Consider the following 15,192-nt stretch of genomic DNA (forward strand, 5'->3'; position numbering starts at 1 on the left):
TATATTTATTGTGTTTTTCTTTTCATGAAATATAGCGCGACACTAGTAAAAATAACACTAGGCATTAAAGCACCAAAAATGGCCGGAAGTTGATATACCAAGCTTAATGATCCTAATACTTGGTTGGTAATAAAAAAGAGTATACCGGTAGCTACACCCATCATAATTCGGGCACCCATTGATACCGAACGCAATGGACCAAAAATAAACGATAACGCGACTAAAATCATTACTGCTACTGTGATTGGTTGCACCACTTTTCGCCAAAAGGCTAACTGATATCGACTCGGGTCTTGATCGTTTTCTTTCAAATAATCTAAGTATTCAAGTAAATCCCTCACAGAAAGTGATTCAGGCTTCACCGTCACAACCCCTAACTTATCAGGCGTTAAAGACGACTGCCAAGTTGTGCTTGCTAAACTTTCACTTTTAATTTCACCATTGTTGATCTGCGTATCCACCACTGAAGACAATAACCAGGCATCATCATGATAAGTCGCGCTATCAGCAGCAAGCCAACTCGTTAATTTTAACTGGTCATTAAACCGGTATATTTGCACGCCTTTTAGTGAGCCAGTATCTTCAACTTCATTAATATGTACAAATAGATCACCATCTTTTGCCCACGTTCCACCAGAAGCTGAAATCAAACTACCACCTGAAATGGCTTGTGCTTTTACTTGTCTTGCTGATGACTCGCCAACAGGGGCAACCCATTCTCCTACCGTCATACTGATGACAATTAATATTGCCGCTGATTTCATTACCGACTTAATTATATCTAAACGTGATAATCCAGAGGCTTGCATCACAACAAGTTCGGAATTACTCGCCAGCATACCAATACCTATCAAACCACCAATTAAGGCAGCCATAGGAAAAAACATTTCTACATCACGCGGGATAAAATAAAGCACATATAAAGCAGCATGAGACAGATCATAACTTCCCCTGCCAACCGCTTTCATTTCCTCAACAAACTTAATAATGCCACTTAAACTTACAAATACAGCTAGCGTTAGAAACGTTGTTGACGCGATTATTCGGCCAATATAAAGGTCTAAAATTTTCACAGTTAAGCAGCTCCCTTACGCGGGAATTGCGGCAATTTTGCTTTTAACTTTAACCCAAAACTTCGCCCTTTCATTAACAAACTTGCACCTAAAAAGAGTGCGATAAAATGGACAGGCCATAAACCAATATGACTAGGTAACGACTCGCTTTCTAAGCCGCGTTTTACGGCGGTTAATAATAAAAAATAACTTAAAAAGAGCAATAAAGCGGGCAGCATTTTCGCAAATTTTCCTTGGCGAGGATTCACGACACTCAAGGGAACCGCAACAAAGGTTAAAATGATGCATGCCAACGGAAAAGCAACACGCCAATGAATTTCTGCTTTATATTCAGCCGGAGTTTCATTGAATAAATCGGCCGTCGGAATCGCTTTAAGTTTACGGCTCTTGTGCTCGACTTTTTGATCTTGAATTTGAATGTAATATTTACCAAAAGATACTTGGCGGAATTCTTCATTTTTTACGTCATTTTGATAACGCGTGCCTTTAGAAAGAATTAATTTTTGCGAGCCTGTCACATCTTCAATGACTTCACCCTTAGCGGCATATACTAAGCTCGAGTTAATAATATTTGTATGTTTTTTATCGTTATCAGGCAACTGCGCAACAAAGACTTTTCTTAAGCTATTATCTTCACGATTTTTATCATGAATAAACACCACTGCTTTTTCATTACCTGTGGTTTGAAAACGCCCAGCAATTAATGAACTTAAGCCAGAGTCTGCTGCTAATTGCTCTTTCACTTGATATTCATACTCTGCCGCCATCGGCGATAAATAAAGGGTAAAAAGCCCGGTAATAATTGCGGTTAAAAAGGCCAGTAACAACGTGACCCGCACCACATACCATTCACTCACACCACAAGCATGAAGAATCGACATTTCGTTATCGGCATATATTCGACCATATGCGAGCAGAATTCCTAAGAAAAAGCTTAATGGTAAAATCATGCCAGCCAGATCAGGAATTTTTAAGCCAATAAAGACCATGACCATTTGGCCAGGGATCCCGCCCTCAGAAGCGTCATCTAAAACACGAACAAACTTATTACTAATAAAGATGGTCATTAAAACGATAAATACGGCGAATTGCGTTTTAGCGACTTCTTTTAATAAATATCGAAAAATAATCACAAAGAGATCCTACAAAAACTTAGTTTTTTTCTGACATATAGACAATTTTTAAGTAAACTTGTCGTTTTCATAAGTAAAATAATTTAATCGCCTTAAGATAAAATTGCTGAGTCCGCCTATAATTATAGCCTTTAGCTTGATAAAATAGAAAGTCAGTTGATTAATTATTTGAAAAAGTATTACAGTAAGCTTATCTATTAAGTGTAGATTTAAGCAAGTTAAACTGCATTTTTTTTAGAAATCATTCAGTTTTACCTAAAAATTAGGAGAGCCCATGGAATTTAGTGTAAAAAGTGGCAGCCCAGAAAAGCAACGCAGTGCCTGTATAGTTGTTGGTGTATTTGAGCCGAGACGTTTATCAACAATAGCAGAGCAACTGGACGAGATCAGTGAAGGTTACATTAGTAATCTTTTACGTCGTGGTGATCTTGAAGGTAAATCAGGGCAAATGCTGTTATTACATCATGTACCTAATATTTTAAGTGAACGAGTTTTATTAGTAGGGTGTGGTAAAGAACGTGAATTAGACGAACGTCAATACCGTCAAATTATCAGTAAAACGATTAATACCTTAAATGAAACCGGCTCAATGGAAGCGGTTTGTTTTCTATCTGAACTACATGTTAAAGGTCGTGATAATTACTGGAAAGTACGTCAAGCCGTAGAAGCAACGCAAGATTGCTTATATAGTTTTGACAGTTTAAAAACGCGTAAAGAAGAGCCTCGTCGCCCGTTACGTAAAATTGTTTTTAATGTGCCTACTCGTCGTGAATTACCTTTAGGTGAACGTGCGATTGCTCACGGTCTTGCCATTTCAGAAGGTATTAATACCTGTAAAAATGTTGCAAACATGCCACCAAACATTTGTAATCCGGCGTATTTAGCCGAACAAGCTAAAATCCTTGAAAACGATTACGACAATGTTTCTACCGATATTGTTGATGAAAAACAAATGACAGAATTAGGTATGGGATCTTACCTTGCTGTGGGTCGTGGCTCAGTGAATGAATCCATGATGAGTGTTATCAAGTATAACGGTGCAAAAGATGATTCAAACCCGATTGTATTAGTAGGTAAAGGCTTAACCTTTGATAGTGGTGGTATTTCAATCAAACCTAGTGAAGCAATGGATGAAATGAAATACGATATGGGTGGAGCCGCCGGTGTTTTAGGTGCTATGCACGCACTGGCTGAGCTTAATTTGCCTATCAATGTTATTGGCGTATTAGCCGGTTGTGAAAATATGCCAAGTAGTAACGCCTACCGACCTGGTGATGTACTGACCACAATGTCAGGCCAAACTGTTGAAGTATTAAATACTGATGCAGAAGGTAGACTAGTGTTATGTGATGCCCTCACATACGTAGAGCGCTTTGAACCAGAATTAGTGGTAGATGTAGCAACTTTAACTGGTGCCTGTGTCGTCGCACTAGGTAAACATGCGACTGGTTTATTAAGTACTCATAATCCTCTAGCTCATGAATTATTAAATGCTTCTGAGCAAAGTGGTGATAGAGCTTGGCGCTTACCTTTATGGGAAGAGTATCAAGATCAATTAGAAAGCCCATTTGCTGACTTTACCAACTTAGGCGGTCGCGCAGCGGGTACAATAACGGCGGCTTGTTTCCTTAGTCGTTTTACTAAAAAATACCATTGGGCTCATCTTGATATTGCCGGTACTGCATGGCGCAGCGGCGGTAAAGATAAAGGTTCAACGGGTCGGCCTGTCAGCATGCTAACACAGTTTTTACTGAATCGTTCTGGCGCAGAACAAGGCGAATAATAGAGTTAACAATTATTAAATGATGAATACTCAGGTAATGTTCTATCTGTTAGAACACGATGAAAATGCAGCAGAACAAGCTAGCAGTAACCCAGATAAGCACTATTTATCTTTGTTACATAGCTGTTATCAAGCGGCGCATTTTTATCGTCAAAACCAACGTGTCTTCATTTTTTGTCAAGACCAAGACCAAGCTCATCAAGTTGATGAGCTATTATGGTCATTTGAACCTGACAGTTTTGTCCCACATAATTTAGTGAATGAAGGACAAAAAAACGGTGCGGCTGTTGAAATTAGTTGGCAAACACCAACCAATCGTCGTCCTGTTTTAATTAATTTAACGAGCTCAGTGCCAAACTTTGCTCATCAATTTTCACAAATCGTAGACTTTGTTCCAAGCGATGAACATTTAAAACAAAACGCACGTGAACGTTTTAAAGTATATCGCCAATTAGGCTTTCAGGTAGGTAATCAGCCTGCAAGCTCAAAACAAACAACGTCTTGATACATTTAAGAATAAAGTAGTTACCCTGATGGAAAAAACATTTAATCCCGCTGACATCGAACAATCACTCTACCAAAGTTGGGAAGAGCAAGGTTATTTTAGCCCAACAGGAACAGGTGATGGTTACTGTATTGCCATTCCACCGCCTAATGTCACGGGTAGTTTGCACATGGGGCACGCTTTTCAGCAAACGATAATGGACACCTTAATCCGTTATCAACGTATGCAAGGTAAAAATACACTATGGCAATCAGGCTGTGATCATGCAGGTATCGCAACACAAATGGTTGTTGAACGCAAAATAGCGGCTGAAGAAGAAAAAACTCGTCATGATTATGGCCGCGACGCCTTTATCGATAAAGTGTGGCAATGGAAAGAAGAGTCTGGCGGAACAATCGGCCAACAAATGCGCCGTTTAGGTAATTCAATTGATTGGTCACGTGAACGGTTTACCATGGATGACGGCATGTCAGAAGCCGTTCAAGAAGTATTTGTTCGATTATTTGAAGATGACCTGATTTACCGTGGTAAACGCTTAGTGAATTGGGATCCTAAATTTCATACGGCAATTTCAGATCTTGAAGTAGAAAACAAAGATAAAAAAGGCCACATGTGGCACTTACGTTATCCATTAGCAAATGGCGAAAAAACCGCAGAAGGTAAAGACTACTTAATTGTGGCAACCACTCGACCTGAAACCATGTTAGGTGATACGGGTGTAGCGGTTAATCCTAAAGATGAGCGCTATAAAGACTTAATTGGCAAACATGTTCAATTACCTTTAGTGAATCGTCTTATCCCTATTATCGGTGATGATCATGCCGATATGGAGAAAGGCACAGGTTGTGTAAAAATTACCCCTGCCCATGACTTTAACGATAACGAAGTCGGTAAACGCCATAATTTACCACTCATTAATATTTTAGATAAAAATGCCGCAATTTTAGCAAGTGCAGAAATATATCAAAACAACGGCGAACCAAGTGACGTATATAGTACTGAACTTCCTGCTGAATTTGCTGGTTTAGACCGTTTTGTTGCTCGAAAAGCCATCGTAGAAAAATTTGACGCGTTAGGCTTGTTAGAAAGCGTAAAAGATCACGACCTAGTTGCGCCTTACGGCGATCGTTCTGGGGTAATTATCGAGCCACTGTTAACCGACCAATGGTATGTACGTGCAGCACCACTTGCTGAGCCAGCGGTTGCAGCTGTTGAAAATGGCGACATTGAATTTGTACCTAAACAATATGAAAACATGTACAACGCTTGGATGCGTGATATTCAAGATTGGTGTATTTCTCGACAACTATGGTGGGGACACAGAATCCCAGCATGGTATGACGAGAGCGGCAACGTATACGTTGGTCGTAGCGAAGCAGAAGTGCGTAGCAACAATAACTTAGCCGATAATATCGTGCTTAAACAAGATGATGATGTTTTAGATACATGGTTTTCATCCGCGTTATGGACTTTTTCAACCTTAGGCTGGCCAAATAATGTTGAAGACTTAAAGAAATTCCACTCAACCGATGTTCTGGTAACAGGTTTTGATATTATCTTTTTCTGGGTTGCTCGCATGATCATGATGACCATGCACTTCATTAAAGACGAAAATGGCAAGCCGCAAGTTCCATTTAAAAAAGTGTATGTAACAGGCCTTATTCGCGATGAAAATGGCGATAAAATGAGTAAATCTAAAGGCAATGTGGTTGACCCACTAGACATGATTGACGGTATTTCTTTAGACGACTTATTAGAGAAACGAACTGGCAACATGATGCAACCTCAGCTTGCCAAGAAAATTACCAAGTTAACGAAAAAAGAATACCCAGATGGCATTGAAGCACATGGTACCGATGCCTTACGTTTCACGTTAACCTCTGTTGCTTCCACGGGTCGTGATATCAGCTGGGACATGAAACGCTTAGACGGATATAGAAACTTCTGTAATAAATTATGGAATGCCAGTCGTTACGTATTAATGAATACTGAAGAACATGATTGTGGATTAACGAATTCAAACCTTGAGTTTTCTCTTGCCGACCGTTGGATCAAAGCCCAATTACAGCAAACCATTAAAACCGTGCATGAAGCCTTTGATTCATTTAGATTTGATCTTGCTTCTCAAGCATTATACGAATTCACTTGGAATCAATTTTGTGACTGGTATTTAGAATTAACGAAACCTGTTTTATTTAAAGGTAGCGAAGCACAACAACGTGGTACTCGCCAAACCTTAGTGGAAACATTGGAAACCCTATTGCGTTTAATGCACCCGATTATGCCATTTATCACCGAAACAATTTGGCAACGTGTTGTACCATTAACTAAGTTTGAAAAGTGTGGTGACACCATCATGCTACAAAGCTTTCCGCAATATGACGAAACCGTTGTTGATAATCAAGCGAGTGAAGATTTAGAGTGGGTAAAACAGTTTATTGTTGCTATTCGTAACATACGTGGTGAGATGGATATTGCACCAAGTAAACCATTGCCGGTATTACTTAAAAATGTGAATGCCAACGACCAACGCCGCTTAACCGAAAATGAGCAGTTTTTATCTGCACTGGCTAAGCTTGAATCAATCCAAGTATTAAGTGACAGTGAAGAAGGGCCTGCTTCAGCAACAGCTGTTGTCGGCGATTTATCGTTATTAATTCCAATGGCTGGTTTAATTGATAAAGAAGCTGAACTTGCCCGTTTAACTAAAGCGATTGAAAAAATAGAGAAAGACTCTCAAAAAGTGCGTGGCAAGTTAAGTAATGAAAACTTTGTTGCTAAAGCACCGGCTACGGTAATCGAAAAAGAGAAAGCAAAGCTTGCTGATGCGGAATCAACCCTGACAAAAATGCGTGAGCAAAAAGCTCAAATAGCGGCGCTTTAATCATTCTCAGACTTAAAATAAAAGCCGGTAAATATACTGGCTTTTATTTTGTCATAAAAAAGTCAAGTAAATTTCACATTTTTTCAAGATCTTGTTGAACTATTGTGTTAGCATGTTGTCGCGTTGAGTTTTTGCGTTTCGGGAGAAGGAAAGATTAATCCATTTTTAAATAAATAGATTAATTACCTAGACGCTTTAGAATTGTGTTATTGGAAACCTTTCTCTGTCTGTACTTTAGGTAGAGGGCATTTACTCCGTATCTGGCTAAATAATTAGCTTTTTTTAATATCTAACCTGCGAGAAATGTTGGTATGTCTGAGACAGTAACTGGTAAAGTAAAATTTTTTAATGAATCTAAAGGCTTCGGTTTTATCGAGCAAGAAAATGGCCCTGACGTGTTTGTTCACTTCAGCGCTATCTCTGGAGACGGCTTCCGTACTTTGACTGATGGTCAAGCGGTATCTTTCTCAGTTAAGCAAGGCCAAAAAGGTCCTGAAGCTGAAAACGTTGTAGCATCTTAAGCTAAACGATTGAAATTTATAAAACGGAGCAATTTATTGCTCCGTTTTTTTATGCTTGTTATTAATCACTTAGCTAAATTTCCCTTTTTATCGAAAAAATCACGGATTAAAATTCGCATAAAATACGTTATTGACTAAAATTTAATCACTCACATGAAGTGAGGTTTATTAACTAAAAGGATTTAGTCATGAAAACTTTAAATCAAATAGTCTTACTATTCGCGTTAGCCATCTCCTATTATTCACACGCAAGTATTATTTTTATCAATGAAATTCACTACGATAATATTGGTACTGATCAACATGAATTTTTTGAATTAATGGCTGAGGCGGGCACTGATCTAACAGGTTGGCAGGTGGAGTTGTACAATGGTAGTAATGGCTCAACTTATAGCAATACCATACATTTATCCGGCGTTATTTCAGACACCAATAATGGTTTTGGCTTTGCCTCGTTTTCACCTAGTAATATTCAAAATGGTGCTCCAGATGGGCTAGCGCTGATTGATAATTTAGGACAAGTCAGACAATTTTTATCTTATGAGGGCACTATAACCGCCACTTCTGGTACTGCAGCAGGGTTAACCAGTACGGATATTGGCATAAGTGAAAGTGGCAGTTCTACACCAAGCCATTTTTCATTACAACTGACAGGCACAGGCAATACTTATCAAGATTTTATCTGGCAAGCCATGGCACACACTTCCGGAGCCATTAATAGCCAACAAACCATAAAATCTAAGCTAAATGTCACCGTTTTAGAGCCTTCAACGGTCCCGTTATTACTTTTTGCCTTATTACTCTTGGTTTTATTTAAACACAACAGACACGACCTATTTAACCCCTTAGATAGTGAATGTCCAAGCTAACTTGAATAGGTTTGCTTCATGCAAATTGAGGTACTTATTTATTGAAGTTGCTTGGTAACGAGTTCTGTAATTAACTGGCAATGATCAGCTCTATCATTCAATGCTGGAATATAGTGATACTCTTTGCCACCGGCTTCAATAAACACCGCTTTATTTTCGTGAACAAGCTCTTCAAGAGTTTCAAGACAATCAGCACTAAAGGCAGGGCTGACAATTGCAACACTTTGACAGCCCTCTTTTGCTAAGTTTTCCAACGTGGCATCTGTGTATGGCTGAAGCCATTCGGCTTTACCAAATCTAGACTGAAAAGTCATGATGTATTCATCACTGGTTAAACCAAGTTCTTCAACTAACAGCCGAGTCGTTTTATGACAAAAGCAATAATATGGATCGCCCTTTTCCAAAAAGTATTTCGGCATACCATGATAAGAAAGCACTAATTTTTCAGGTTTACCTTTTGCTTGAAAATGTTCCTGAATACTATTGGCCAATGCCTTAATATATAACGGGTGATCATAATAACCACTAATAAAATGTAAAGATGGGATCCAACGCCATTTCTTGATTTCATTAACAACTGCATCAAATGTTGACCCCGTTGTTGGCCCGGCATACTGCGGGTACAAAGGGAGTACAACAATATTCTCTATTCCTTGTTGTTGAAAGTTATTTAATGCCTCAGATATTGCAGGCTTTCCATAGCGCATCGCTAAATCTACAACCACATCTTCGTTTGTAGCATGTAAACTCTTGGCAACGTTTGATTTGATTTGTTCACTGATCACCATTAAAGGTGAGCCTGCATCCGTCCATATGCTCTGATATAGTTTTGCCGATTTTTTTGGCCGCACTCTCAAAATTATGCCGTGTAAAATAATCATCCATAACAATCGTGGAATTTCTACTACACGTGGGTCAGATAAAAACTCTCTAAGGTATGTTCTTAAGGCCGCAGCCGTTGGAGCACTAGGCGTACCTAAGTTTGTTAACAGTACCGCTGTTTTTTTCTTTTGGTCATTGTTGCGATTATCATGAATCGACTTATCTCGACCTAAGTAACGGGATTTCAATAAACTTCCTTATATCATCACTAATAAAATTTTCAATTATCAATACTTCAGTTATTCAACGAGACGATCAATCACTAATTCAATAACGTCTGTTGTATCTACACGAACACCGGTTTTTTCAGCTTTATAATCACCCGGCTTAATGCCAACACCACCATTATTAGAGATAATGGCATAAACATTGACCTGCTCTGCATCACTTAATTTTGCCGCTGGTGTCATCGCACGTTGATCATTTAACACGACATCTAATGGCAAATCGCTGGCTTGTACCTTAATTGCAGCTAATGGCATTCGACCACCTTCACTAGGAATAGCATAAATGAATACTACCTTATCTTCACCAGCATTCAGTTGCGTTAGTATTTCTTCACTGATGCTGACATGTAAAGAAAGTTGAGGACCAGCAAGACTGGCGTTATCAGCCACCATACCACCCGTTAATGCTAATCGGTTTTTTGCTTCAACAATTGCACTTTTTAATGCGTCACTATTCACACTAGGTCTATTGTCATTGACAACCGTTTGCCAATAATCAATCGCCTGTTGATAGTTCTTATTGATAAAGTTATTCATGCCCAACAAAATATTAGTTGAGGGGTCTTTTGCATCTAACGACAATGCTTTATCAATATAATATTGCACTTCTTCCGTTATTTTTTGTGCATTTTTGTAATAACTCGCCTGTGCTTTAGCGCCAAATAAATCGGCTTGTTCACCATCAATCCCAATGACTTTATCAAATGCAGTTAAAGCTTCATCAAACTCACCGATACCAACTAAGGCTTGACCTAAACTATACCAAGCATCAGAATTATTTGGTTGTTGCTCTGTCGCTTTCTTTAACTTTTGAATTTCAACAATCAATTGTTGTTGTTCATCAAGTGTTTGATGACTACCATTTTCTTTTGGTGTATTTGCGATAAGCTCCATCGAGCCTCTTTCGCTGTAAAGGGCAACACTAAAAATAATAATAAATAACGATATAGTTGCTGGCCAGACAATTGAAAGCGAAGATTTTTTGTCGATTGACTGATTGGCTTCATTAGCATTATCTTGAATATCTTGTAATAAACTTTGCTCAAGCTCAGCGACTAAATATTCATAACTTTCTTTATCTAAACTACCTTGTTGAAAGTCTTTCTCAATTTCAGCTTTATGTTCATGATATAAACGCACATTGGTTTCATCACGAAAACTATTGTCAATTTTCACATTCTGACGATTTTGATTTAAATAATGTGCCCAAACAATAATGAGCAACAAGAGGATAAAGGCAACAACAAGTACAAGAAGTTCTAACATAAATTATTTATCTTTTAAAATTTGAGCTAATTTATTTTTTTGCTCTTTGGAGAGAGTAACCGTTTCTTTTTTAATTGGTTTTTTACGTAATATTTGAACAACAACAATCACGCCAATCAGCAACAAAAACGCGGGGCCAAACCAGAGAATATAGGTCAAGCTAGAAACTTTAGGACGATATAAAACAAATTCGCCATACCGTTTCACCATAAAATCAACAATTTCACCGTCAGACTTTCCTTGCTCGAGTAACTGATATACTTCACGTCGTAAATCAGCAGCAATTGGAGAGTTTGAATCGGCTAAATTTTGATTTTGACATTTAGGACATCGTAACTCTTTCACTAAAGATTTATATCTAATTTCAGTCACTTCATCATGAAAAACATAGGTATCTGTTTCCCACGCTGTGGTAGTAAAAGCGACTGTAAAAAGTAAAGTAAAAATAAGATATTTCACTAAGATGTTTCTCCCTTTAATTCGTTTTCAAGCGTGATAATTAAAGGTAAGAATTTCTCTTGCCACACTTTGCCATCGATAGGCCCGACATGCTTCATTCTGATAATGCCTTTATGATCTATAACAAAGGTTTCTGGTGCTGCAGTTACGCCTAATTCAATACCCAACTTGCCAAGTGGATCAAAAATAGAAAACTGGTAAGGGTCTTGATAATCTTTTAGCCATTGTCTGGCATCATCGCGATCATCTTTATAATTCAAGCCATATAAAGCGACACGGCCACTTTGGGCAATATCGACTAGGTATGGGTGTTCATACTTACAGTAAACACACCACGTTCCCCAAACATTTAATAGCTTTATGTCTCCAACTAAATCCTTCTCGGTGAGCATTACCTTTGGTTTTAACAATTGCGTGAGAACAAACTCAGGCATTTTTTGTCCAACCAAAGCCGAAGGCAGTGCTTGCGGATTTAAAGCTAAGCCACGATACAAGATGATCCCGAGTGAAATAAATAAAATTAAAGGTATAAAACGGATTATTTTATTCATCTATGAAACTCCTTCGGTCGCAGTGTTTGCTGAGGAAGCTGATACATTAAGCTTAGACTCTGATTTGGCTGTTTTTCGTCGACGGTAACGTTTATCTAACATCGCAAATAAGCCACCAAGTCCCATAAAGATGGCACCTAACCAAATCCACCTAACGAAAGGTTTATAATGAACACGTATCGCCCAAGCGCCATCTTCAAGTGGATCACCGAGTGCAACATAGACATCTCTAAATAAGCCAGGATCAATTCCTGCTTCTGTCATCCCCATAGTTTGTACTAAGTAAGTGCGACGCTCAGGTTTTAACAAAGCAACAAAATCCCCCGCTTGATGGATTTCAATTTGTCCTTGATCAGCACTGTAATTAGGTCCTTTTACCGGCTTAATCCCCTTAAAGGTAACGTCGTAACCTGAGACATTAATGGAGTCGTTAACAAACATTTTAACACTAAGTTCTTTTTCATAACTTGAAACCATAGTGACTCCGACAATCGTAATAGCAATGCCCATATGAGCAATAGTCATTCCCCATTGACTTAAGGTGACTTTACTAAATGCGTATTGACCTTGTTTAGATTTTGCCTGATTTCTTAAATCTTTAACGACAACAAGCGAAACCCAAAGGGCAAGCATAATACCAAAGCTAGCTAATAAATTAAGTTCGCCGTCATATAGAAATGGGAAAATGAAACCTATCACAATACTGATTATTGATGGTTTAGCAATTTGTTTGCGTAGCTCGCCTTTTTTCGCTTTTTTCCAACGGATCAGTGGACCAATTCCCATTATGATAAATAACAAACTCATAATAGGTACAAATACCGCATTAAAATAAGGAGGGCCTACCGAAATTTTTCCTAAAGCAAAGGCATCAACAATTAAAGGGTAAATGGTGCCTAATAACACAGTGACACAAGCAACCACTAAAATAATATTACAGAGCAATAATGCTGTTTCTCTTGAATACAGTGAAAAGCGACTAAAGCTAGCGACATTCGAGGCCCTAAAGGCAAACAAAGTGAAAGAACCACCAACGGCAATTGCCAGTAGTAATAAGATGAACGCACCTCGTGTCGGATCAGAAGCAAATGAATGTACTGAAGTTATAACTCCCGAGCGCACTAAAAATGTCCCTAATAAACTTAAACTAAAAGCAAAAATGGCTAATAATACGGTCCAGTTTCTAAACGTGCCTCGCTTTTCTGTTACTGCTAATGAATGAATTAATGCGGTACCAACTAACCAAGGCATAAAAGATGCATTTTCTACCGGATCCCAAAACCACCAACCGCCCCAGCCTAATTCGTAATATGCCCACCAGCTACCTAAAGCAATACCGAGTGTTAAAAATATCCAAGCGGCAATGACCCAAGGTCTAGCCCAGCGAGCCCAAGCAGCATCTAACTTCCCTACCATTAAGGCGGCAATCGCAAAAGCAAAGCTGACGGCAAATCCTACATAACCAAAATACAACATGGGTGGGTGAATAATTAATCCAACATCTTGTAATAAAGGGTTTAAATCCCGCCCTTCTGCTGGCACCACTGGCCATAATCGATCAAATGGATTTGAGGTTAGTAAGGTGAATAACATAAACCCAACGGCTACCATTCCTAATACGGCTAATACTCTTGCAATAAAAGCTTCGTCCATTCCTTTACTATATTTAGCAACCGCCATTGTCCAAGCCGTTAACGCGAAAACCCACAATAACAAAGAGCCTTCATGTCCCCCCCACACCGCACTTATTTTAAAATAATAAGGCAACAATGAATTAGAGTGGCTGGCAATATACTTGACAGAAAAATCGTCGATAACAAACGAGTAAGCTAAAATAATTAAACTAATCGAGGTGAAAGCAAACATGCCAAATGTTAAAGGTTTAGCGTAACTGGTCAATTTAGCTTGGCCAGTATAAACGCCAATAAGCGGAAAAACGCTCAAACAAATTGCAAATGCCAAACCTATGATTAAGGCAAAGTGGCCTAGCTCAGGAATCATATAAATCTCCGAATGTTATCGGTACTGATCACGTATGAAGGTGATCGTCAGTATCAAAATACGTCTTGAGGGATTTATTCTCAAGTCGATAAAAATTTGCAGCAATGTTAGCACTGTTTATAGGTAAACTTCATCAAAGAGTGACATCTTATTACAAAATTACTACTTGAAACGCTCAAAGTGGTATCAGTGCAGTAATGGTATGATAAATTCATTATCTATAGTAGGATCTAGATCAAGCCATTTAAATTATTTTTCTCTAAAATGATTCAAATTAAAGTTAACATAACGCCATTAGATCAGATCATTATTTAAATAAATGCCAACACACTCACCTTCATTACTTAACGCTCATCAATTAACGTGCATACGCGAAGAACGTATTCTATTTGAACACCTTAATTTAACCATAAATGCTGGTGATATTATTCAAGTTGAAGGACCGAATGGCGCAGGAAAAACAAGCTTGCTCAGAATTCTCGCCGGACTTTCTCAACCTTATGAAGGTCAAGTATTTTTCAATGATATGGCAATTGGTGATGAACGTGAAATTTACAATCAAAACTTACTTTATATTGGACATTTAGCCGGAATTAAAGGCGAAATGACTGCACAAGAAAACCTTGAATTTTCTTTGAGTTTAAGTGGTTTAGATCTATTAACGGCCGAAAAAACATTAGATCAAGTTGATTTACTTGGTTTTGAAGATGCACTTGCAGCTCACTTAAGCGCAGGCCAACATCGACGAATCGCTTTAGCAAAATTATGGCAAAGTAAAGCGCCTGTTTGGATATTAGATGAGCCGTTTACTGCAATTGATAAAAATGGTGTAAAAAAACTCGAAGAATTAATGGTTAATCACGCCCAAAATGGCGGTTGTGTTATTTTAACGACGCATCAAGACTTATCGATTGACCAAAATTTATATAAAAAAGTCACGTTAGAATATCGTTTCTTTTAAATGAAATACCGAAGAAAAAAATGAATAAACGCAATGACATCGCCATCGAAATAAAAGCCGCTATTTCCTATAAAGAG

13 protein-coding genes are annotated in these 15,192 nt (G+C 38.3%); 6 read left to right on the forward strand and 7 right to left on the reverse strand.

Annotation, left to right across the window (positions count from 1 at the left end; genetic code table 11):
• Positions 1–5: 5 nt before the first annotated feature.
• A complete protein-coding gene (lptG, locus tag ABXH06_RS02455) occupies positions 6–1,073 on the reverse strand; it encodes an LPS export ABC transporter permease LptG (RefSeq protein ID WP_311578599.1) in 1,068 nt (355 codons plus the stop codon).
• Between the two features lie 2 nt (positions 1,074–1,075).
• Positions 1,076–2,206, reverse strand: a complete 1,131-nt coding sequence (gene lptF, locus ABXH06_RS02460; RefSeq protein WP_353517165.1) for an LPS export ABC transporter permease LptF — start codon at positions 2,204–2,206, stop codon at positions 1,076–1,078.
• A 274-nt stretch (positions 2,207–2,480) separates the two neighbouring features.
• Here lptF and pepA point away from each other — a divergent pair, with 274 nt between their 5' ends.
• The 5 genes from pepA (at position 2,481) to ABXH06_RS02485 (ending at position 8,768) form a co-directional block, all read left to right on the forward strand.
• The gene (gene pepA / locus ABXH06_RS02465) at positions 2,481–3,989 is read left to right on the forward strand and encodes a leucyl aminopeptidase (protein ID WP_311578605.1); all 1,509 of its coding nucleotides are present in this window, start codon (positions 2,481–2,483) and stop codon (positions 3,987–3,989) included.
• Between the two features lie 19 nt (positions 3,990–4,008).
• Complete coding sequence (locus ABXH06_RS02470; protein WP_353517166.1) at positions 4,009–4,494, forward strand: DNA polymerase III subunit chi; 486 nt, start codon at positions 4,009–4,011, stop codon at positions 4,492–4,494.
• Between the two features lie 28 nt (positions 4,495–4,522).
• The gene (locus tag ABXH06_RS02475; protein WP_353517167.1) at positions 4,523–7,378 is read left to right on the forward strand and encodes a valine--tRNA ligase; all 2,856 of its coding nucleotides are present in this window, start codon (positions 4,523–4,525) and stop codon (positions 7,376–7,378) included.
• Between the two features lie 311 nt (positions 7,379–7,689).
• A complete protein-coding gene (locus tag ABXH06_RS02480) occupies positions 7,690–7,899 on the forward strand; it encodes a cold-shock protein (RefSeq protein ID WP_303454427.1) in 210 nt (69 codons plus the stop codon).
• Between the two features lie 188 nt (positions 7,900–8,087).
• On the forward strand, positions 8,088–8,768 hold the full coding sequence (locus ABXH06_RS02485; RefSeq protein WP_353517168.1) for a lamin tail domain-containing protein: 681 nt from the start codon (positions 8,088–8,090) through the stop codon (positions 8,766–8,768).
• 38 nt (positions 8,769–8,806) lie between these two features.
• Here ABXH06_RS02485 and hemH read toward each other — a convergent pair whose 3' ends face one another.
• Genes hemH through ABXH06_RS02510 form a run of 5 tightly spaced genes read right to left on the reverse strand, consistent with a single transcriptional unit; the run spans position 8,807 to position 14,154 of the window.
• The gene (gene hemH / locus ABXH06_RS02490; RefSeq protein ID WP_503012473.1) at positions 8,807–9,838 is read right to left on the reverse strand and encodes a ferrochelatase; all 1,032 of its coding nucleotides are present in this window, start codon (positions 9,836–9,838) and stop codon (positions 8,807–8,809) included.
• A gap of 51 nt (positions 9,839–9,889) precedes the next feature.
• Positions 9,890–11,143: a c-type cytochrome biogenesis protein CcmI gene (ccmI, locus tag ABXH06_RS02495; protein WP_311578618.1), complete on the reverse strand. Its 1,254-nt coding sequence runs from the start codon at positions 11,141–11,143 to the stop codon at positions 9,890–9,892.
• Positions 11,144–11,146: 3 nt separating this feature from the next.
• Positions 11,147–11,602: a cytochrome c-type biogenesis protein gene (locus ABXH06_RS02500; protein ID WP_353517169.1), complete on the reverse strand. Its 456-nt coding sequence runs from the start codon at positions 11,600–11,602 to the stop codon at positions 11,147–11,149.
• Positions 11,602–12,153 (reverse strand): DsbE family thiol:disulfide interchange protein, encoded by a 552-nt coding sequence (locus ABXH06_RS02505; RefSeq protein ID WP_311578624.1) that lies wholly within the window; start codon positions 12,151–12,153, stop codon positions 11,602–11,604. Before ABXH06_RS02505 ends, ABXH06_RS02500 begins: the two co-directional genes overlap by 1 nt.
• Positions 12,154–14,154, reverse strand: coding sequence for a heme lyase CcmF/NrfE family subunit (locus tag ABXH06_RS02510; protein ID WP_311578626.1), 2,001 nt, complete (start codon positions 14,152–14,154; stop codon positions 12,154–12,156).
• A gap of 319 nt (positions 14,155–14,473) precedes the next feature.
• Here ABXH06_RS02510 and ccmA point away from each other — a divergent pair, with 319 nt between their 5' ends.
• Entirely contained in the window at positions 14,474–15,115 is a 642-nt protein-coding gene (gene ccmA, locus ABXH06_RS02515) for a cytochrome c biogenesis heme-transporting ATPase CcmA (protein WP_311578629.1), read from the forward strand.
• Positions 15,116–15,192: the final 77 nt, after the last annotated feature.

Source organism: Thalassotalea sp. SU-HH00458, from assembly GCF_040362795.1.
GTDB classification, from domain to species: Bacteria; Pseudomonadota; Gammaproteobacteria; order Enterobacterales; family Alteromonadaceae; genus Thalassotalea_H; species Thalassotalea_H castellviae.